The following is a 21,394-nucleotide window of genomic DNA, read 5'->3' as shown; positions in this document are numbered from 1 at the left end:
CATGCGCCTTAAATGCATCAGGCTGGCCGGGTTCAAGTCGTTCGTCGACCCGACGACGGTGAACTTCCCCAGCAACATGGCGGCCGTGGTCGGCCCCAATGGATGCGGCAAATCCAACATCATCGACGCGGTGCGCTGGGTCATGGGCGAAAGCTCGGCCAAGAACCTGCGCGGCGAGTCGATGACCGACGTCATCTTCAACGGCTCCACCAGCCGCAAGCCGGTGAGCCAGGCCAGCATCGAGCTGGTGTTCGACAACTCCGACAGCACACTGGTGGGCGAATACGCCGCTTACGCGGAAATTTCCATCCGCCGCAAGGTCACCCGCGACAGCCAGAACACCTATTACCTGAACGGCACCAAATGCCGGCGTCGCGACATCACCGACATCTTCCTCGGCACCGGCCTGGGCCCGCGCAGCTACTCGATCATCGAACAGGGCATGATCTCCAAGCTGATCGAGGCCAAGCCTGAGGACTTGCGCAATTTCATCGAAGAAGCCGCCGGCATCTCCAAGTACAAGGAACGCCGCCGCGAGACCGAGAACCGCATTCGTCGCACCCACGAAAACCTCGCGCGCCTGACCGACCTGCGTGAAGAACTCGAACGCCAACTGGAGCGCTTGCACCGTCAGGCCCAGGCCGCCGAGAAGTACCAGGAATACAAGGCCGAAGAGCGCCAGCTCAAGGCGCAGTTGTCGGCCTTGCGCTGGCAGGCGCTGAACGAGCAGGTGGCCCAGCGCGAGTCGGTGATCGGCAGCCAGGAAGTCAGCTTCGAGGCGCTGGTGGCCGATCAGCGCAGCGCCGATGCGGCCATCGAACGCCTGCGTGACGGCCACCACGATCTGTCCGAGCGCTTCAATCAGGTGCAGGGTCGCTTCTATTCAGTGGGCGGCGACATCGCCCGCAACGAGCAGAGCATTCAGCACGGCCAGCAGCGGCTGCGCCAGTTGCAGGACGACCTGCGCGAAGCCGAGCGCGCGCGCCAGGAAACCGAATCCCATCTGGGCCACGACCGCACCTTGCTCGCGACCCTGGGCGAAGAGCTGGACATGCTCGAGCCCGAGCAGGAAATGACCCTGGCCGCCGCCGAAGAATCCGCCGCTGCGCTGGAAGAAGCAGAAGCGGCCATGCACGGCTGGCAGGAAAAGTGGGACGCCTTCAACCTGAGTTCCGCCGAGCCACGGCGTCAGGCCGAAGTGCAGCAGTCGCGGATCCAGCAGCTGGAAACCAGCCTTGAGCGCCTAGCCGAGCGCCAGCGCCGTCTGGGCGAAGAGCGCCAACTGCTTGCCGCCGACCCGGAAGACGCGGCGATTCTTGACCTCAGCGAAGACCTCGCCGCTCGGGAAATGGCTTTCGAAGAACTGCTCGCCGAAGAAGAACAGTTGATCGAGCGCCTGGAGCACTTGCGCCAGCAACTGCAGCAGGCCACCCAGGCCCAGCAGCAAGCCCAGGGCGATCTGCAACGCCTGAACGGGCGCATTGCCTCCCTGGAAGCCTTGCAACAGGCGGCGCTGGATCCGGGCACCGGTACCGCCGAATGGCTGCGCGATCATCAGCTCAATGAGCGCCCGCGTCTGGCCGAAGGCTTGCGTGTCGAAGCCGGCTGGGAGCTGGCGGTGGAAACCGTGCTCGGCGCTGACTTGCACGCGGTGCTGGTCGACGATTTCGCAGGGCTGGATCTGGCCGGTTTCAGCCAGGGCGATCTGCGCCTTGCGACGCCATCTTCAGACACGACCCGCGCGCCCGGCAGCCTGCTGGACAAGGTGGAAAGCTCGGTGGATCTGAGCAACTGGCTGGGGCAAGTCCTGCCGGTGGAAAGCCTTGATGATGCGTTGGCCCGGCGCAAGCAATTGGCCAGCGGGCAGAGCCTGATCAGCCGCGACGGCTTCTGGGTCGGTCGGGATTTTCTGCGGGTGCGCCGTGCCAGCGAAGCCGAAAGCGGTGTGCTGGCCCGAGGGCAGGAATTGCAGCGTCTGGAAGCCGAGCGCGATGAGCGCGAAGCAACCCTGGCGACCCTCGAAGAACAACTGCTGAGCCAGCGCGAACAGCAACGCCTGCAGGAAGATAACCGCGAGCAGCTGCGTCGGCGCCTGCAGGACGAAACCCGCCAGCAGAGTGAATTGAAAGCGCAATTGTCGGCGGCCAAGGCCAAGGTCGAACAGTTGACCCTGCGCCGCACCCGGCTCGACGAAGAGCTGGCGGAAGTCGGCGAACAGCGCGTGCTGGAGCAGGAAAACCTCGGCGAATCGCGTCTGCAACTGCAGGACGCCCTCGACAGCATGGCGCTGGACACCGAGCAGCGCGAGTTGCTGCTGGCCCAGCGTGACAGCCTGCGCGAGCGGCTCGACCGCGTGCGCCAGGAAGCGCGCCAGCACAAGGACCACGGCAACCATCTGGCCGTGCGTTTGAGCTCGCTGCGTGCGCAGCACGATTCCACCCGCCAGGCGCTGGAGCGTCTGGAAATGCAGTCCGAGCGCCTGACCGAAAAGCGCGAGCAACTGAGCCTGGGGCTGGAGGAGGGCGCCGCGCCGCTGGAAGAGCTGCGCCTGAAACTCGAAGAATTGCTGGAAAAGCGCATGGTCGTCGACGACGAAATGCGCACCGCCAAGAACGCCCTGGAAGACGCCGACCGCGATCTGCGTGACGCCGAGAAACGCCGCACCCAGGCCGAGCAGCAATCGCAATTGCTGCGTGGGCAACTGGAGCAGCAGCGCCTGGAATGGCAATCGCTGACCGTCAGACGCAAGACGCTGCAGGAGCAATTGCACGAAGACGGCTACGATTTGAATGGTGTGCTGGCAACCCTGACGCCCGAAGCCAACGAGCAGGGCGCCGAGGAAGAACTGGGGCGGATCGACGCACGTATCCAGCGCCTGGGCGCGATCAACCTCGCAGCCATCGACGAATACCAGCAGCAGTCCGAGCGCAAACGCTATCTGGACGCTCAGGACGCCGATCTGGTCGAGGCACTGGAGACCCTGGAAAACGTCATTCGCAAGATCGACAAGGAAACGCGCAATCGCTTCAAAGAGACCTTTGATCAGATAAACAGCGGAATTCAGGCACTTTTTCCAAAAGTTTTCGGTGGCGGCAGCGCTTATCTGGAACTGACGGGCGAAGATTTACTCGATACAGGGGTGACGATCATGGCGCGTCCTCCCGGCAAGAAGAACAGCACGATCCATTTGCTGTCCGGCGGCGAGAAAGCCCTGACCGCATTGGCACTGGTATTTGCCATTTTTAAACTCAATCCGGCACCGTTCTGCATGCTCGACGAAGTCGACGCACCACTGGACGACGCCAACGTGGGCCGCTATGCCCGACTGGTCAAGGAGATGTCGCAGACCGTGCAGTTCATCTACATCACGCACAACAAGATCGCCATGGAAATGGCCGACCAGTTGATGGGTGTCACCATGCATGAGCCGGGGTGTTCGCGCCTCGTGGCGGTGGACGTAGAGGAGGCGATGGCGCTGGTGGATGCGTGACGGACTGCGATGCGGTCGAACGAATAGACAGGGAAAAGTGGCGTTCTGATAGCGCGGCACAGGAATTACCGTCGCAGCCATACAGATGCTCGCGACATGCCAGATGTAACTGACGGTGTAAAGTTACCTTTGGTCGTGCTAGCTTAATGTCCACTTTTTCATTTTGGCGTGGGTAAAAGGCCATTCAGAACATAGAGTTGGCTCCACGTTTTAAAGGGGTTTACGCCCTTAATTTTCAGAATTTTCAATAGAGGCACGGGATTACATGGAAATCGGTCTGCGAGAGTGGCTGATCGTCATCGGCATTATTGTCATTGCCGGTATTCTTTTCGACGGCTGGCGCCGGATGCGCGGCGGCAAGGGCAAGTTGAAATTCCGACTGGACCGCAGCTTCTCCAACCTGCCGGACGACGAAGAAGGCTCGTCCGCCGAGGTGCTGGGCCCTGCACGTGTCCTGGAAACCCAGAAAGAACCGCAACTCGACGAGCACGACCTGCCGAGCATGAGCGCCGCCCGCGAGCGCCCGGAACGCGCCGAGCGTCCGGAGCGTGAGAGCAAGCGCGGCAAGCGCAAGGACGAGCCACAGCAAGGCGACCTGAACCTGGATCTGGATGGCCCGAGCCTGTTCAGCGCCCGCGAGGACGACTTCCCGGACGACAAGCCGGCCCAGCGCATCACCGACGACAAGGACCAGGCGCCGGTCGAAGAAGTGCTGGTCATCAGCGTGATTTCCCGTGACGAAAGCGGCTTCAAGGGGCCTGCTTTGTTGCAAAACATTTTGGAAAGCGGCCTGCGTTTCGGCGAGATGGACATTTTCCACCGTCACGAAAGCATGGCCGGCAATGGCGAAGTGCTGTTTTCCATGGCCAACGCGGTCAAGCCGGGCGTGTTTGATCTGGACGACATCGACCATTTCAGCACCCGCGCCGTGAGCTTCTTCCTCGGTTTGCCGGGCCCGCGTCACCCGAAACAGGCGTTCGACGTGATGGTGGCGGCAGCCCGCAAGCTGGCCCACGAACTGAACGGCGAATTGAAAGACGATCAGCGCAGCGTCATGACCGCGCAGACCATCGAGCATTACCGCCAGCGCATCGTCGAGTTCGAACGCCGCGCCCTGACACAGCGCCGTTGATAGCACTGTTTGGCACCGCTAGACGTATTCCTGTGGGAGTGAGCTTGCTCACGAATGCGGTCGATCCGGCACCGCATTATCCGACCCATTCGCGAGCAAGCTCGCTCCCACGGGGTCATGTGGCAGATCCAACCTTTTGAATTGAGCAGCCCAGGCTGCTCTTTTGCTTTTTAGAGAACACTTCTATGACCGCCGCCCAAACCCGAATCCTGGAACTGCGCGCAGAGCTGGACCTGCACAACTACCGCTATCACGTGCTCGACGAGCCGAGCATTCCGGATGTCGAGTACGACCGCCTGTTCCATGAACTCAAGGCGCTGGAAGCCGAGCACCCGGATCTGGTCACCGCCGATTCGCCGACCCAGCGCGTGGGCAGCGCAGCGTTGTCGGCGTTCACCCAAGTGCGGCACGAAATCCCCATGCTCAGCCTGGGCAACGCCTTCGAAGAAACCGACATGCGCGAATTCGACCGCCGTGTCACCGAGGGCCTGGACTTGCCGGTGGGCGATCTGTTCGGCGCAGGCGCCAAGGTCCAGTACAGCTGCGAACCCAAGCTCGACGGCCTGGCCGTAAGCCTGCTGTACCAGAACGGCGCGCTGGTGCGTGGCGCGACCCGTGGTGATGGCACCACCGGCGAAGACATCAGCGTCAACGTGCGCACCGTGCGCAACATCCCGCTCAAACTGCACGGCGAAGGCTGGCCCGAAACGCTGGAAGTGCGCGGCGAAGTGTTCATGTCCAAGGCCGGTTTCGAGCGCCTCAACGAGAGCCAACTGGAAACCGGCGGCAAGACTTTCGCCAACCCGCGCAACGCCGCCGCTGGCAGCCTGCGCCAACTGGACTCGAAGATCACCGCCAATCGCCCGCTGGAGTTCTGCTGCTACGGCATCGGCCAGGTGTCCCACGACATCGCCGACACCCACATCGGCAACCTCGAACAGCTCAAGGCCTGGGGCATGCCGATCAGCCGCGAGCTGAAGGTGGCCGACGGCATCGAAGACTGCCTCAAGTATTACCACGACATCGGCGAGCGTCGTCTGTCGCTGCCCTATGAAATCGACGGCGTGGTGTTCAAGGTCAACAGCATCGCTTCCCAGCGCGAACTGGGTTTCCGCGCCCGCGAGCCACGCTGGGCCATCGCCCACAAATTCCCGGCCATGGAAGAACTCACCGAATTGCTGGACGTGGAATTCCAGGTCGGTCGTACGGGCGCGGTGACGCCGGTTGCGCGCTTGAAACCGGTCAAAGTGGCGGGCGTCACCGTGGCCAACGCCACCCTGCACAACATGGACGAAGTGGCGCGTCTGGGGCTGATGATCGGCGACACCGTGATCATCCGCCGCGCGGGCGACGTGATCCCTCAAGTGGTTCAGGTGGTGCTGGAACGCCGCCCGGAAAACGCGCGCAAGGTCGAAATCCCGCAGACCTGCCCGGTGTGTGGCTCGCAGGTGGAGCGCACGCAACTGATCAAGCGCAGCAAGGGCAAGGAAACCGTCAGCGAGGGCGCGGTGTACCGCTGCGTCGGGCGGCTGGCCTGTGGTGCGCAGCTCAAGCAGGCGATCATCCATTACGTGTCGCGCCGCGCCATGGACATCGAAGGCCTGGGCGACAAGACCATCGAGCAACTGGTGGACGAAAAACTCATCGGCTCGCCGGCCGATCTGTACAAGCTGCAGTACGAGCAGATCATCGACCTGGAAGGCTTCGCCGACATTTCCAGCAAGAAGCTGCTCAAGGCCATCGAAGACAGCAAGCGGCCAACGCTGGCCCGCTTCATCTATGCGCTGGGCATTCCCGATGTAGGCGAGGAGACCGCCAAGGTCCTGGCCCGCTCGCTGGGTTCACTGAGCAAGGTCAAGGTCGCGCTGCCGCAGGTGCTGACTTACCTGCCGGACATCGGCCTGGAAGTCGCCCACGAGATTCACAGCTTCTTCGAGGACGAGCACAACAAGGACGTCATCGGCGCGCTGCTGGGTGAGTGCCAGATGCAACTGCAGGACGAAGGCGAGCTGGGCGCCGAGTTCGCCGCCAGCGTGACCCTGGGCGGCATGCTCGACAAGCTGAATATCCCGTCGGTAGGACCGGGCGGCGCGCAGAAACTGGCGGACAAATTTGCCACGCTGGAAGGCGTGATCAAGGCCGACTGGCTGGACATGCGCCAGACCTTGCCGGAAAAGCAGGCGCAGTCTGTCAGAAGCTTCTTCGACAATCCGGAAAACGCAGAACTGGCCCTGAAGATCGAGCAACAGCTCAAGGATTTCGGCATGCACTGGCAGAGCGAGAAAAAGGTCGTCGAAGGCCTGCCACTCACCGGCCAGACCTGGGTGCTGACCGGCTCCCTGGAACTGATGAGCCGCGACGTCGCCAAGGAAAAACTCGAAAGCCTCGGCGCCAAGGTGTCAGGCTCGGTGTCGGCCAAGACCCACACCGTGGTCGCAGGGCCGGGGGCGGGATCGAAGCTGACCAAGGCCAATGAACTGGGGTTGAAAGTTCTCGACGAAGACGCATTCGTGGCGTTCCTCAAACAGCACAATATCTCTGTCGATTGACGCCACCCCCCGTAGCAGCACGGCTTGCCGGCGGGGCGATATATCTGTGACGAAAATGTCGCCTGACACACCGCGCCGCCGACAAGCCGTACTGCTACGGAAAAATCCACGGAACCCCGGCAACCGCCCATGATCTAGTCTTTGCGGCCACATCGGGAGATCGCCATGTTCCAGTTCTTCGAGCAACTCAGCACACGGATCGCGGCGCCTTTTGCCACTCCATCCAATCGCACCGGTAAAGTCTGGCAATGCCGTTGCGGCCAGTCGGTATTCTTGCGTAACAGTCAGTGCCTGGCCTGCTCGTCGGCGCTGGGTTATCTGCCGGAACAGGGCAAGGTCGCCTCCATCGAGCCTGGCCCGGACGCCAACACCTGGCGCCAGAGTGACGAGCCGCAGGCGGGCCTTTATCGCCGCTGCGCCAACCTCGACACGCCCGCCGCCTGCAACTGGATCTTTCCCGCGCACAACGCAGGCGACTTCTGCATCGCCTGCAGCCTCAACAAGACCATCCCCGATCTGTCCGTGGCGGAAAACCCTGAACGCTGGCGCAAGATCGAGACCGCCAAGCGGCGACTGGTGGCGCAACTGATCAACCTCGGGCTGCCGGTCATCTCCAAGAATGTCGACGAAGAACGCGGCCTGGCCTTCGAGTTTCTCGGCGTCGACCTGGAAGGCAACCTGCCGACCACCGGCCACGCCAACGGCCTGATCACCCTCAACGTGGAGGAAGCTGACGACGCCATTCGTGAGAAGGTTCGCGTGCAGATGCACGAACCCTATCGCACATTGCTCGGGCATTTCCGTCATGAGGTCGGGCATTACTACTGGGATCGTCTGATTGCCGACACCTACTGGCAGGACGGTTTCCGCAACCTGTTCGGCGACGAGCGTGCCAGCTACGCCGAGGCCTTGGAGCAGCACTACCAGCACGGCGCCCCGGCGGACTGGCAACAGCGCCACGTCAGCGCCTACGCTACCATGCACCCTTGGGAAGACTGGGCTGAAACCTGGGCCCATTACCTGCACATGACTGATGCCGTCGACACCGCCCTGAGCCTGGGCATGAGCGCGCGGGACATGGACCTGGACTACCAGCCGTTCGCCCTGCACACCCTCTACGATCCGCAACATCCCGGCGGGCCGGCGTTCCTGGCCTTTATCAACGCCTGGATCGAACTGGCGGGCATGCTCAACGAACTGTCTCGCGCCATGGGGCAGCCGGATTTCTACCCCTTCGTGCTGTCATCCGAAGTGATCACCAAGCTGCATTTCATCCATCTGGTCATTCAGGATGCCGGCGGTAAGGCGGATGAAGTGGTGCAGATTCAGTGACCCACTCAAACGAGTGATGTCATTGGTTTCATTGCAACTTTCCTGCGCAGGGCCAGTCGTCGCCGCCGGTCTGCGATTGCCTGCACGCAGGCCAATCTAGTGCTAACTTGGGGTTTCAATATCGTTTTGATACTACTGGCACAAAGCAGTTGCACAGGGATTCGCATATGGCCAATAGCGCACCAATTCCTTTGAATGAGGCTTCGCGTCTCTCTCGCATTTCCCACATGGGGCTTCTCGATTCCGCCGCGGACGATGTGCTGGATCACATCGTTGACATGGTCGCTCACTATTTCGAGGCGCCGGTTGCGCTGGTGTCGATCATCAGCGAACACCGCCAGTGGTTTCGCGCGGGCACCGGGCTCGACGAGCGGGAAACGCCTCGGGAAATTTCCTTCTGCGCTTACTCCATTCTCTCTCACGACGTCTTCCAGGTGCCTGACGCACTGCAGGACAAACGCTTCCGGGACAACCCCATGGTGGCGGGGGAGCCGCACATCCGTTTCTACGCCGGCGTGCCGCTGGTGACCGCCGATGGGCTGGCCCTCGGCACCCTGTGCATCATCGACAGCAAGCCGCGCCCGCCGCTGGAAGGGCGCGACGTGACCATGCTGCAGATGTACGGCCAACTGGTCATGAAGCGCCTGAACAACCTGCGCAACAGCAACTACGTCGATCAGCCCACCGGCCTGTTCAATCGCCTGCGCCTGGAAGAAGACATCATGGCGCTGGCCGATCGCGACAACCATGCGCTGGTGGCGCTGGACATGGTCGATCCGCTGTTTCTGGACAGCATCGTCCGCGCGCTGGGCTACAGCTTCTCCCAGGAACTGGTCAAGTGCATGATCGACAGCTGCCGCTCGCAACTGCCGCCCGACACCTCGCTGTACAAGGTCAGCCCGACCCGCATCGCGCTGTTGACCCATCATGAAAGTCCCGAACAAGCCGAGCAGCTGTTTCGCAAGTTACTCAAGCATTTCCAGCGCCCGCTGGTGTGTCGAAATATTCCGATCCAGATGGATGTCGGTATCGGCGTGTTGCCGCTGGGGCTGGGCAAGCACGACGAGCGCGACTGGATTCGTCTGGTGGTCAGCGCCGCCGACGAAGCGCGCGGCAAGGCCACCGGCTGGCGCTGGTACGAGCCGCATCTGGATTTCGCCCAGCAGCGGGCGTTTCTGCTGCTGGCCTCGCTGGCCGACGCTGTTCGTAGCCCCGACCAGCTGTCGCTGGTGTTCCAGCCCCGACTGGAAGTGAGCACCGGCCGCGTCGTCACCGTCGAAGCCCTGCTGCGCTGGCAGCACCCGGTACTGGGGCCGATCAGCCCGGCCGAGTTCATTCCGCTGGCAGAGAAGACCGCGCTGATCCGCACCCTCAGCCTGTGGGTGCTGCGCCACGCCGTGCAGCAGGCGCGAACCTGGCAACAGCAGGGCTATGCGTTCAAGGTGGCGATGAACGTCTCGGCCATTGACCTGGCCAACTCGCAATTCAGCGATGCGCTGTTCGAACAACTGGCCATCAGCGGTCTGGACCCGGGCCGCTTCGAACTCGAATTCACCGAAAGCGCGCTGTGCGACAACCCGGAAGTCACCCGCGAACAGCTCGAACGCCTGCGCGCCTTGAGCATCGACATCGCCATCGACGACTTCGGCACCGGCTACAGCAACTGGACCTACCTGCGCCAACTGCCGGCCACCACCGTCAAACTCGACAAATCCCTGGTGGAAAACCTCGACGCCAACGAAAAGGACCGGCGCCTGGTCGAAGCCATCGTCGACCTGGCCCGGCGCCTGGGCTACCGCGTGGTCGCCGAAGGCGCGGAAACCGAAGACGTCTACGAAATCCTCTGCCAGCTCGGCTGCCACGAAGTGCAAGGCTACCTCGTCGCCCGGCCCATGACCGTAAGCGCCCTGGAACACTGGATGAACGGCGAACGCACCGCCAAGGTTCGTGAGCTGCGCGCCCTGGGGCACTGAGGAGAGAGGGGTATACAACACGACGCGCTCAAGTGCTTGAGCGCGTTCGGATTTTTTATCTCACACCAGAGGTTGTAACTTCCCGCCAGACCGGTACAATGGCCCCCGCTCGCCGGGCAAGCCGGCAGCACGCGTTATGGTGACCCCATCGGTCCCCCCGCAACGATTACCCGTGAACCTGGTCAGAGCCGGAAGGCAGCAGCCACAGCGGGAACATTGTGTGCCGGGGTGTGGCTGGTGGGGTCGCCTCCATTTCAGGGTCTTGAAATCTCAAGGCTTTTTAAGCCGAAATACCTAAGCCGGATGTCTGCCCATCGATAACGATGCGGCCGAGCGTGCGATCAGACCGTTCGTAAACGCGCCGCCCATCTTTGGCTAGATGAGGTTTATGGGCTTGCAAGCAATCAGCGATGCGAGGAGCTCTCAAGATTTTGATACCCGAGTCGATCTATGTCGGCTAAGTATCAATTCTCAGCTACGAAGGATCGTCACATGTTCTATCCCCGTGAAGCCGCGCGCGACCATCTCTATAACCGTGTCATGATGCTCACCATCGCTTGTATCGTCGCGCTGTTCATCGCCCTAATGGCCAAAAAAGATGGCATTCGTTATGCGGCACTGCTGGTAGACGCCTCCGAAACAACGGGCATGGTGACGTTGGTGGAGCTGCCTCCACGAAACTCGCAGACGGGCATTGTCCATTATCGGTATAGCGACGACTCGGCAAGGTCGCACGAAGGGGAATACTTCGATCCACACTACAGCACTGGCATTCAATACGATGTCGGCAGTCCCATTCAACTGCGGTATTGCCGTTGGCTACCATCGATCCACAGCACTGTGGATCAGTTGCCTGGCTTGGTTCCGGGGTTCTACATCATGACGGGGGCTTTGATTGTGGTTCTGTTGTTTCTGGGAATCTCCTTGCTGACTATTTGCCAGATCAGCCGGATGAAAGCGGAAGACGCGTACTACTAGCCTATGGGCGTTGGGTTCGAGCGCTTTGCGATGAGCCATCGATGGATTTTCGAAAATCCACAGGCTTGGGATAGAGGTATACCTTGCCGTTCGTTATCTCTTTCAGTTTCGCACTGAAGTCCTTCTCCATTTCAGCGGTAAACATTGATCAGCCCGCCCCAAGAGTGCGCTCATATCTCTTGCCTCCGTTCATCCATCGATTCAGACCATACGAAGAAACCGCGGCATCATGCGCAAAACAACGCGCGCCCATCAGCCAATGATGAGCGCGCTGCGAATTATTGCTCACGCTTACGTGGTTACCAACGACCACCCCCACGATGGTCATACCCCCGATCATGCCCATGACGCCACCCCCCATCGTGATACCCATGCGGCCGCGGCGGCTCGAACCGGCGATACACGACCGGCGGCGGTGGCGGCGCGTAGACCACCGGTTGGTAACGCGGCACGTAGCGCGGTGGTGGCGGTGCGTAGTAGCGCGCCGGGCGGTAGTGGTCGTGGTGGCTGTTGCTGGCCAGTGTGGCCACGACTGCACCGACGGCGGCGCCTGCGATGACGGGGACGATGACGTTGCGGTCGCTCGCGTTGGCTGCACCGGCAGCGACGAGGGTACCCGTCAGGATCAGGGCTTGGGTCATCTTCGAAATCATGGTGTCTCCTTTGGCGAAAGGTTTGGAATCGCCATGGACGTATGAAACACCGGATTCGTGTAAAGGCAGGTCTAGGGTGGGTAAAGCCTGAGTAAAGCGTGTTTGGATACAAAAAAGCCCCGCCAGTGACTGAAGATCAATGCTGGCGGGGCTTTGAGGGCTGTAAGCGAATGTAAGCAAGCGGGTACGGGCGACTTCGTTCGCGAACGGCCAGTGCAGCCGATGCAGCTCTATTGCCTGAAAAATCTTTCGCGAATGAATTCGCTCCTACAGGTTCGACATCGTCAAGAGAGGTGGCGTTGTTTGCCGCGCTCCAGCCACTGTAAAACATCGGCAGGATCGCCGATGGGAAACAGGTGCAGGCGCAAAGGCCCCAGATCGGACTGGTTCATGCGCTGGACCAGCGTGTCGAGAAAGCGATCTGGCCCGTCCGGGCTCATTAACGAGGTCAGGCGCCAGCCGTATTTCTGCAGCAACTGCGTCGATGTGCTGACGCGGCACTGCCTGGCGAAATTCAGGATGCCGGCCATGGTGGCAGGTGCCGGGATTCCGATGCGGATTGGCACTGCGATCCCGGCGGCTCTGACCCGTTCGATCCAGCTCACCACGGCATCGACGTCGAACGACAACTGCGTAGTGATTTCGACCTTGAAGCCGCGATCAGCCAGTGCCTTTGTCTTGTCTTTCAGGTAGCGCCAGAGAATGTCGTCGGTGATGCGTGGGTGGCCTTCGGGGTAGCCGGCGATGCCCACACTTTCCAGCCCGAGATTTTCCAGATGCCCGCCTTCGATTACCTGCAACGCGTCGCTGAATGGCCCGACCGGGGAGGCTGGATCGCCACCCACCAGAAATATGTCCCGGACCTTTCCGAGCTCAACAGCACTGCTCAAGTAGCTGCGCAAAACCTCAGGCGATACCAGACGACGGGCTGAAATGATTGGCCTTGGCCGCAAACCCAATCGATTGAGCAAGACTACCGCCGACACTCGCTCGTCGAATGACTCGCTACCAATGAAGGCGATGTTGACCGATGTTCCGGCAGGAGCCTGGCCGACCAGCGCGTTGTACCTGGCGACGTCCCGGGCGGTGGTTTCCAGTGAGCATTGGTCGAACAGATCAAATGGCAGCGTCATGGTGAGAGGGTCTATGGGCAGGGGAATGATTGACTGATCGAGCCTAAGCCACTGTCCCCTGCAGTAACAGCAGCAGACCCGGCTTTGGCCTGCAGATCAGATCACAGGCCCGGCCCCTCAGAAGCTGGCATACTTCACCCCTTGGCTTTATGAGGTATCACAACGTGGACGAAAGGGACGATCTGACGCGAGCCCGGGTGCGCGAGTGGCAGTTGCGGCGCATCGAGATCAAGGACCAGATGCAGGCGCATCCCGAGAAAACCCTGGAGCTGTCCAGGCTGCTCGACGCGATGGACGATGAGCATGCGCAGATCCTGGCCGAAGCTGCGGGCAGTAAAACTGTGAGCACCGATGTATCGCTTGTGTCGGTCGCGAAAAATGTGCCGGCCAAGCCTGATGCAGTAGCGGCGGCCACTGCGGTCGAACTGCAGATGAATGTCGCTGCTGACAATCTTGAATCTTTACGCAGGTTGCTGGACGTGGCGGTTTACGAAGTGCAGGCGCGGATTGATCGTCAGGGTGCTGGTGAGTCGCACGGGCATTATTCTGGCAATTCGTCGGGGACGCTGGGCCATTATCGATTTGAGCTGGCCGTGAATGTCGAGGCTAACAAATGACTGACTGGACTGACAAAACTGAGTTGGCTCGACACTTAATGCCGTTGCTAGAGCGTTATGAGGTCAAGTGGCGAGGGCATGGGGTGATTTATGTCGACTATCAGAATGACAATATCACCACCGCAGAAACGATCGTGGCGAACCTAAGCCAGATACTCCATGTACCTGGCAGTCAGATATGGGACAGGTTGGTCGAGGTGGGATTACTCCGCGATATGCGCGGCAGAAAACCGATGAGTGATGTGATTGCTCGGATACTTGAGGCGCCTCGCCGCTCCCAGAACGATGATGACATCTGTCTAGATGACGAGCTTTGACAAGCATGACGCCGGGAAAACCCTTCCCTTGGCGATGAGGTGATATGCAACCGGAACATTTTGATTTGGCCGTTCCCCTGTTCCTGCCGGTCACGGCGCAAACCTGCGCCCGGCTGCTGGAGGCCGACGGCGCGCAGGCGCTGGCGGATTTGAGCGATCCGGAGCTGGCGGCCGTGCTGGTGGTGCAGAACCTGGCGCAGGCCAGCGAGCAGGATTTGACGGCGGCAGCGGCGGAGAAATTGCTGGCGCGGCTGCTGGCGTGGGCGGTGGAGGGGCGGCATTCGGCTGAGGTCGGGCTGGCGTCCGAAGCCCGACGTCTGTTTGATCAGCGCAAGTTGTACTTCGGCCTCAACGCGGCCAAGGACCTCAACTTGCGCTTTCTGCTGCCTGAGGAAGTGTCGGCGCAGGAATACCTGCTGGGCGATGGCAAATGGGATGTCGAGTTCAAGGTCCGCCATCAGCGCCAGCATCATCCGTTTCGTGAGCAGATGGTCACTCCGCGCCATCGCGAGCGCTGGCTGAGTGCGGCGCAGGACAAACTCGTGCGCACCTTTCGCGCCAATCTCGACGAAGACCTGCATGTGCAGGGCTATGCGGGCATCGGCAAAAGCCACCTGTTGAGTGTGCTGGTGGAATGCCTGCGGGCTGACCGTACGCTGCTGTTGGCGCGCACCCCGGAAAAACTGCAGACCCTGCGTCGGCGCCTCAAGGGATCCCATGACCAGCAACAACGGATGGGCGCGACCTTCGAAGGTTTTGCCAAGGCCTTGCTGCGTGGGCCCAGAGCGCCGCAGCACGAGGGGCGGGCCGCAAGGCAGCCGACCCGGGAAGCGGTCGCCCAGGCGCTGAACATTTTCGGTTTCCAGAGCCGGGGCGCCCAGGCGACGCTGGAGCTTTGCCTCAGCGTGCTGGAGGCGTACTGCCATTCCCGCGATCACAGCATTTCGCCCCGGCATCTGCCGCATCTCAAGGCGCCGTTGTCGCCCACTGAAACCCAGGTGCTGCTCGAGTATTCCAGCCGGCTGTGGCGCTACCTCGAGGCCAATCCCGGGTGGGGCACGCAGACCGGGTTCAACGGGTTATGGATGCTCAAGAGCGCGGCGCTGGCCGGCTGCGAAATCCCGGCGCGCTACAGCCACGTGCTGATTGATGAAAGCCAGGACATCGCGCCATGCCTGCTGCAGATCATCGAACGCGGCAAGCAGGTGCTGGTGACCCTGGGTGATGAGTATCAGCACCCCAGCGAAGACCCGGTGCGGCGCAAGCGTCAGGTGCGTCAGGTCGACATCAGCTACTCGGTGCGCTCGGGGCCGAACATCGAGCGGTTGCTCAATCCGTTGATCTATCGGCACCAGAAGAAGATCAAGATCCCGTTCGAAGGTTCTCGGGACGCCGATGTCAGCATTGAGGAATACCCGCAGGGCTTCGTACCGCCGCAAGGCTGTGTGATTCTGACCGCATCGCTGTGGGACATGATGAAGTGGGCCATCGAACTGGCCGAGGCCAACTGCCCGTTCAGTGTTCAAGAAACAGGCCTGGAGGCGTTCATGAACGCGGCGGTTGCCTTGTTCCGGCCGGACCTGTACAGCCACGAACACATCGAAGGCTTGCACGGGTATTTCAGTGATCTGACTGACTGGCAGCAGGTGCGCGATACCAACCGTTTCGACGAAGCCTTCCTTTGGGTTCAGGCACGCCTCGAGCGCGGCTTCAATCGCGCAGACGTGACCCGGCTGAACCGCCTGGCCAGCGTGCCCGGCGAGCGCTGCCTGTTGATGCTGGCGCAGGACGCCGGCGGCATGGAGTTCGATCAGGTGCTGCTGACCACCGAACTGCTGACCAACGTCCGCTTCAAGGACGCCTACACCTTCGACGAGCGCCTGTGCGAGGTCTACATCGCCATCTCTCGGGCGCGGCGCCAGTTGTTCGTGCCCTATGACGTGGTCGGGTGGGTCGAGTACCACGATTACCAGGGGTATCGCGAATCCCACGGCTTCTGAGCAAGGTGATGGGCAGGTGTGTCACCGGCCCGCTTCTGCCCGCAGGGCGTAGCAGCCCGGCTTGCCAGCGGGCTGGCGCGAAGCGGCAGTAAAATCAGGCGAATTGGCCGTGCCAGACACACCGCGTGCACAGGAGTTACTGCCGCTGCGCGCCAGCCCGCCGGCAAGCCGTGCTGCTACGGTTCACGTGGGGCTTATGATGTGCGACCGGGCTCACCCTCAGGCGCCGGGCGGCGCAGCACCTTCAAGCAAACTGCTAACCGCCTGATCCAGCGCCAGGCCATCGCGAATCATTCCGGCGAACTGCAACAGCAGCTCCTTGCCGGTGTCGTTGATCAGCGCGCCGCACAGCAATTGCCGCACGTCCGCCGCCGAGACCATATGATCGGCGTAGGCGGGCGGCTCGCTGGGGGCGAGGTCGAGCAGGCGTTCCAGCACCTCGATGCCCGGCGTGTCTTCGTCCACCTTGAGCCATTCGTTGAACACCATGCCCAGCGTGCCTGCCGCTTGCTGGTCGGGGCGGTCCCATTTGCGCAGGAGCGTGCCTTCCTTTTCGGTCTTCTCCAGCGTGCGGCGGATCTTGCCGGGAATGGTCGCCGTGGCCCGCGCGGCGCTGTAGTAGACCAGCCGGGCCAGGCTGGCGGCGTCCTTGACGTTTTTCCAGATCACGAACCAGACCTGCGAGACGCTGTGCACTTTCAGCGCTTCACGCAGGGTGCTGCGGATTTCCTTGAGTTGCGTCTCGTCCAGGTCATGGTCGAAGGCCCGGCATTTGTCGATCAGGTAGCGCATGCAGTCGGCGCAGGCAAAATCCAGCCAGAGTTCGAACAGCGCGCTGCTGTCGGAGAAACTTCGATCGATCATCCGCTCCCACGCCTCGTCGCTGTTGCCCGATTGCACGTCGGGCGCCAGACGGTAGGCCTTGTAGGTTTCGATGACGTACAGCTGGCCGTCGCGCAGGTAATAGGTGCCCGGTGTGGCGCTCAGTGGGTCCTCGTGCAGAACGCCGGCCGCTTCCAGACGCTCGATGAACGGGCGCACGTCCCAGGGCGTCAGCGCGATGCAGTCGCTGACGGTGAACGCTTCGCGCAGCAAGCGTGGCGACAGCGCGCCGTTCAGCGCCACCAGCAGCAGTGCATGATCATCGGGCAACTGCTCGTAGTCGATCGGGTCGTGGGGCAATTGCTCGGCATAGGCCGCCAGCTGTGTCTGCAGTGCTGCCGCAGCGGCTTGCTGTTCGGCCAGCCGGCGCGCGCTGCGCAGTTGCGCGCACTCGGGGCAGGGCATGTGTGAGGGTTGCGGATGTTTCTTCACCGCCGAGCGGCTGCTGACCTCAAGGCAGCTGTCGCAGTCAGGGCAGGTGAGGTATTCGTCGTAGGCGCGACACCATCCTCGCACGGCACCGGCCAGCGCGCCGCTCTGGGTGATGCTGCGAAACGGCACGAGGTCGACGACTTTCTCCAGAAACTCGCCGCTGGCGCCCATGGCCCAGTAACGCACCGCCAGCTGTTGCTCCTCGGGGTCGTCGCTCAACATCTCAAGTCTTACGGTCATGGCTGGGTTCCCTCCGCTATTCACGGTTATCAAAGGCAGAGGCAGGGCGGCTTCACGCCAGAACACCTGCGCTGCGGGGCCCATGATGGCGGGGAGAATCCGTGGTAGATGTAGGTAAATGCGGTTCAAGAACGTAGGGCGATTCCGTGAATCTGTACCGACACAGCATTTGCCTGACAGGCCATGCAGGTGGCGTCGACTTCGCCATTTTCCGCGATCCACGCCTGGACCGAGCTACGCCGATCACGCCAATAATGCGTGGTAAATCAAAGAAATCTGCCCGGTTTTGGGGGCAATACGATAGTCTTCGCACCATTGTCGATACCGACACTGGATTGGAAGGCTATGAATGGCGCCTGATGACTATCTCGTAATGACCAGCAAAGAGTGGGCGGGGCTGCGTGCCAACACGCCGCTGACTCTGTCCGAAGAAGACCTGGTGGCGTTACGGGGCGTGAACGAAGATATTTCCCTGGAAGATGTCGTCAACGTCTATCTTCCGCTGTCGCGCCTGATCAACCTGCATGTCAACGCGGCGCGCAACCTGGCCAGCATCAAGGACACCTTTCTGGGGCGTCTGGCCAAGAAACAGACCTACGTGGTGGCGGTGGCCGGCAGCGTGGCGGTGGGCAAAAGCACCTTCGCCCGGGTGTTGCAGGCGCTGATGGCGCGCTGGCCGGACCATCCGCGCGTGGACTTGGTGACCACCGACGGTTTCCTGCACCCCAATGCGCGGCTCGACGCCGAAGGCATCATGCACCGCAAGGGCTTTCCGGAAAGCTACGATCGCAAGCGCATGGTCAAGTTTCTCTCCGAGCTCAAGGCCGGTACGCCCGAGATCAGCGCGCCGGTGTATTCGCACATCAGCTACGATATCGTCCCGGACAAGTTCCTCACCGTCAGCCAGCCGGACATCCTGATCTTCGAAGGCCTGAACGTGTTGCAGACCGAAGGCAACGATGGTCAGAAACCGGGCACTATCGTGTCGGACTTCTTCGATTTCTCCATCTACCTGGACGCCGACGAAGGCGACATCGAGCGCTGGTACGTCGAGCGCTTCCTGATGCTGCAACGCACGGCGTTCCGCGCCCGCGGCGCCTATTTCCGCGAGCTGGCGGACCTGCCGCCGGAAAAATCCCCGGACGCCGCGCGCAAGATCTGGCGCGACATCAACCGCCCGAACCTCTTGGAAAACATTCTGCCGACCCGCGAGCGGGCGAGCCTGGTGGTCCGCAAGGCGGCGGACCATTCGGTGAAGGAGTTGTGGCTGCGGTGATGACCAGGACGATCAGCGGATTGCTCGCGTTGCTGGCCTTCGGCTGTGGCATACCCGCCATGGCCGACGGCAACAAGTTGTTGCTCGAATGCCAGGACGGCATCGCCAGCATGAGCGGCGCGGCGGCGAAGAATCCGGTTGGCGTCGGCCACTGCGTCGGTGTGCTGCAGGCGACCATCGACACCCTGGACATCGTCCACGAAGCCGGGGGCGCGCCGAAGCTGGTGTGCGTGCCCGAAGGCGGCATTCCGATGATTCAGTCGATGCGGATCGTGGTGCAATCCCTTGAAGAACATCCCGAAGCCTTGCACCTGAACGAATCGGTGCTCGTGGTCTCTGCCTTGAAGAATGCCTTCCCCTGTCGGTAAGCCGACGCCTCGATCCCTGTCATCCATTTCCTGAACAACCGCTCGTCGCGAGAATTTTCTCGCGCTGGCTGTTTCTGGATATGCGGCTATCCTTACCGGTCAGTACAGTTCATTTTTTCGAGGTGACTCATGCCGGCCAATCACGATGCCAGCCTGACCCATCAACGCCTGATCGAGGCGGCGTCGGCGCTGTTCTTTCGCGACGGCATCAATGCCACCGGGATTGCGGCGGTGGCCGAGTTTGCCGGGGTGTCGAAGATGACGCTTTACGCCCACTTTGCCTCGAAGGACGAACTGGTAGTGGCGTATCTGGATCAGCGCAACGAGCGCTGGAATGCCGCGGTCCTGCAGTCGCTGGCCGCTGCCGATTCGCCTGCCGACAAGCTGCTGTCGCTGTTCGACCTGCACCGCCAGTGGCTGGCCGAAGGGGGGTTGCGCGGTTGCCCCTACGTGAATTCGGCCGCCGAGTTTCCCGACCGCCAGCACCCGGTGCGCCAGGCGGTGGACCGGCACAAGCAAGGTGTGAAACAGCACTTGCTGGATTTGGCGGAGTCGGCGGGGCTGGCCAGCCCGCGCACGCTGGTGCGGCGTTTGTTCCTGCTGCTGGAAGGGGCGTTTCTGACAGGCGCCCTGGAAAACGATGACAGCGTCTTTCTGGTGGCCAAGGACCTGGCCGCCGAGCTGATCGACGCAGCGCAGCCTGCACGGCCCTGAGTGTTTTCTGACAGGGCGCACTGGATTTCCTGACCTCAAGAAAGGAGTCTCGCCATGCGAAATGCACTGATCGTGTTACTGCTCACGGGGCTGGTGGCCGCCACTTTTGGCTTTGGCATCTACCTGTTTGCGCAGCTGGTGCCGGACATGCGCGCCAGCCTGGGTTTCGATATTTCCTATGTCGGCACCATCACTGCCAGTGCCCAGCTGGGCTATCTGGCCAGTGCGCTGTTCGCCGCCTGGCTCACCCCGCGCGTGGGCGGCGGTTGAGTAGTGTTCGGTTCGGGCGCGGTGTGCGCTACAGCGCTGTTGTTGATTCCCCTGACTGACAACATTGTGCTGATCGGCGCGTTGCTGACGGTGTTGGCAGGCACTGCCGCCACGGTGTTCGTGCCGATGGTGGACGTGATCGCGCGTACCGTCGCCTTCAAGTATCGCGGCATGGCGATGGGGCTGGTGTCCAGCGGCACCAGTTATGGCGTGTTCATCAACAGCCTGCTGGTGCCGATGTTCGCTCCTGTCGGTGAGTGGCGCACGGTGTGGGGGCTGGTGGGGTTCATTACGGTATTGGTGGCGCTCGGGGTGCTGGTGGTGTTCATTCGTGCGCGGTTGTTCGGTCATGCGCGGGATGAAAAGGCGAGCGTTGGATCCGGGGTCAAAGTCGACAGAAAGGCGCTGACTCAGCGTTGGGTGCTGATGGTGTGGGCGATGACGCTGTTGCTCGGGTTTTCGACTTTTCCGTTTCAGAATTACCTGTCTTCCTACCTGCGCACGCAGCTTGATTTCGATGTGACCTATACCGCGCAGATCTGGGCTTGCATGGGCTTTGTCGGGATGTTTGCGGGGCTGGCGGTGGGCTGGCTGTCGGATCGCATCGGTCTGCGTCTGGCGATGCTGCTGGTGTATGTGTGCATTTGTGTCGCGGCGTTGATTTTTGTGTTGCATCCGGTGGGGCGTTGGCCGTTGGTGGCGGCGGTGCTGTTTGCGTTGGCGTTTTATCCGATTTTCGGGCTGATTCCGGCGTATGTCTCGAAGATGGCGGGCAGTGCGGCGGTGTCGGTGGCGGTGTTCGGGGTGGCCAATATCACTCAGGGGGTGGGCGGGATGTTGGGCAATTTGTGTGGGGGGCTGTTGGCCAGTGCTTCCGGGTCGTTTGTCGGGGTGTATGCAGTTATTGCTTTGGTGGCGGTGGTGCTGGGGATTTTGGCGTTGCGGTTGCCCAGGGAGGCGGGGGAGGTGACTGTCGAAGGTGCGGGGTGTGTGCAGGCGGGTGTTTGAAGATCAAAAGCGCTCTTCCTAACGTCAGAC

Annotated in this window: 15 protein-coding genes, 1 other RNA gene and 1 pseudogene; 14 read left to right on the top strand and 3 right to left on the bottom strand. The window is 61.5% G+C overall.

Annotation, left to right across the window (positions count from 1 at the left end; genetic code table 11):
* Position 1 precedes the first annotated feature (1 nt).
* The 7 genes from smc (at position 2) to AC1MEK_RS22850 (ending at position 11,454) form a co-directional block, all read left to right on the top strand.
* Positions 2-3,490 carry a chromosome segregation protein SMC gene (gene smc / locus AC1MEK_RS22880; protein WP_480398558.1) on the top strand — a complete coding sequence of 1,163 codons (3,489 nt, stop codon included), beginning with the start codon at positions 2-4 and terminating at the stop codon, positions 3,488-3,490.
* Between the two features lie 265 nt (positions 3,491-3,755).
* Positions 3,756-4,622 (top strand): cell division protein ZipA, encoded by an 867-nt coding sequence (zipA, locus tag AC1MEK_RS22875; RefSeq protein ID WP_480398557.1) that lies wholly within the window; start codon positions 3,756-3,758, stop codon positions 4,620-4,622.
* A 185-nt stretch (positions 4,623-4,807) separates the two neighbouring features.
* Positions 4,808-7,171 carry an NAD-dependent DNA ligase LigA gene (gene ligA / locus AC1MEK_RS22870; RefSeq protein WP_480398556.1) on the top strand — a complete coding sequence of 788 codons (2,364 nt, stop codon included), beginning with the start codon at positions 4,808-4,810 and terminating at the stop codon, positions 7,169-7,171.
* 165 nt (positions 7,172-7,336) lie between these two features.
* On the top strand, positions 7,337-8,503 hold the full coding sequence (locus AC1MEK_RS22865) for a zinc-binding metallopeptidase family protein (protein ID WP_480398555.1): 1,167 nt from the start codon (positions 7,337-7,339) through the stop codon (positions 8,501-8,503).
* 167 nt (positions 8,504-8,670) lie between these two features.
* Complete coding sequence (locus AC1MEK_RS22860) at positions 8,671-10,476, top strand: sensor domain-containing phosphodiesterase (RefSeq protein ID WP_480398554.1); 1,806 nt, start codon at positions 8,671-8,673, stop codon at positions 10,474-10,476.
* Positions 10,477-10,622: 146 nt separating this feature from the next.
* Positions 10,623-10,719, top strand: an RNA gene (gene ffs / locus AC1MEK_RS22855) — signal recognition particle sRNA small type.
* Positions 10,720-10,968: 249 nt separating this feature from the next.
* Complete coding sequence (locus tag AC1MEK_RS22850; protein ID WP_480398553.1) at positions 10,969-11,454, top strand: hypothetical protein; 486 nt, start codon at positions 10,969-10,971, stop codon at positions 11,452-11,454.
* A gap of 299 nt (positions 11,455-11,753) precedes the next feature.
* Here AC1MEK_RS22850 and AC1MEK_RS22845 read toward each other — a convergent pair whose 3' ends face one another.
* On the bottom strand, positions 11,754-12,107 hold the full coding sequence (locus tag AC1MEK_RS22845; RefSeq protein WP_480398552.1) for a hypothetical protein: 354 nt from the start codon (positions 12,105-12,107) through the stop codon (positions 11,754-11,756).
* A 284-nt stretch (positions 12,108-12,391) separates the two neighbouring features.
* Positions 12,392-13,240 carry a methylenetetrahydrofolate reductase gene (locus tag AC1MEK_RS22840; protein WP_480398551.1) on the bottom strand — a complete coding sequence of 283 codons (849 nt, stop codon included), beginning with the start codon at positions 13,238-13,240 and terminating at the stop codon, positions 12,392-12,394.
* A gap of 164 nt (positions 13,241-13,404) precedes the next feature.
* Between AC1MEK_RS22840 and AC1MEK_RS22835 the strand changes: the two genes are divergently transcribed.
* The 3 genes from AC1MEK_RS22835 to AC1MEK_RS22825 are packed head-to-tail and all read left to right on the top strand — an operon-like array spanning position 13,405 to position 16,174.
* Positions 13,405-13,857, top strand: a complete 453-nt coding sequence (locus AC1MEK_RS22835; protein WP_480398550.1) for a hypothetical protein — start codon at positions 13,405-13,407, stop codon at positions 13,855-13,857.
* Positions 13,854-14,174: a hypothetical protein gene (locus AC1MEK_RS22830; protein ID WP_480398549.1), complete on the top strand. Its 321-nt coding sequence runs from the start codon at positions 13,854-13,856 to the stop codon at positions 14,172-14,174. Before AC1MEK_RS22835 ends, AC1MEK_RS22830 begins: the two co-directional genes overlap by 4 nt.
* A 44-nt stretch (positions 14,175-14,218) precedes the next feature.
* Complete coding sequence (locus tag AC1MEK_RS22825; RefSeq protein WP_480398548.1) at positions 14,219-16,174, top strand: hypothetical protein; 1,956 nt, start codon at positions 14,219-14,221, stop codon at positions 16,172-16,174.
* 219 nt (positions 16,175-16,393) lie between these two features.
* On the opposite strand, the gene AC1MEK_RS22820 is transcribed toward AC1MEK_RS22825, so the two are convergent.
* Complete coding sequence (locus AC1MEK_RS22820) at positions 16,394-17,728, bottom strand: hypothetical protein (protein WP_480398547.1); 1,335 nt, start codon at positions 17,726-17,728, stop codon at positions 16,394-16,396.
* A gap of 373 nt (positions 17,729-18,101) precedes the next feature.
* On the opposite strand from AC1MEK_RS22820, the gene coaA reads away from it, so the two are divergent.
* The 4 genes and pseudogenes from coaA to AC1MEK_RS22800 all read left to right on the top strand — a co-directional run bounded on the left by coaA (position 18,102) and on the right by AC1MEK_RS22800 (position 21,364).
* Positions 18,102-19,004, top strand: a complete 903-nt coding sequence (gene coaA, locus AC1MEK_RS22815) for a type I pantothenate kinase (protein ID WP_480398546.1) — start codon at positions 18,102-18,104, stop codon at positions 19,002-19,004.
* Complete coding sequence (locus AC1MEK_RS22810) at positions 19,004-19,372, top strand: Rap1a/Tai family immunity protein (RefSeq protein WP_480398545.1); 369 nt, start codon at positions 19,004-19,006, stop codon at positions 19,370-19,372. The genes coaA and AC1MEK_RS22810 overlap by 1 nt, the downstream gene beginning before the upstream one ends.
* A 129-nt stretch (positions 19,373-19,501) precedes the next feature.
* Positions 19,502-20,086, top strand: coding sequence for a TetR/AcrR family transcriptional regulator (locus tag AC1MEK_RS22805; protein WP_480398544.1), 585 nt, complete (start codon positions 19,502-19,504; stop codon positions 20,084-20,086).
* Between the two features lie 54 nt (positions 20,087-20,140).
* Positions 20,141-21,364: pseudogene (locus tag AC1MEK_RS22800) on the top strand (MFS transporter).
* Positions 21,365-21,394 lie beyond the last annotated feature (30 nt).

The organism is Pseudomonas sp. 2 (assembly GCF_056627435.1).
Note: the sequence above shows the minus strand (reverse complement) of the source record. Positions and strands in the feature narration are given on the sequence as shown.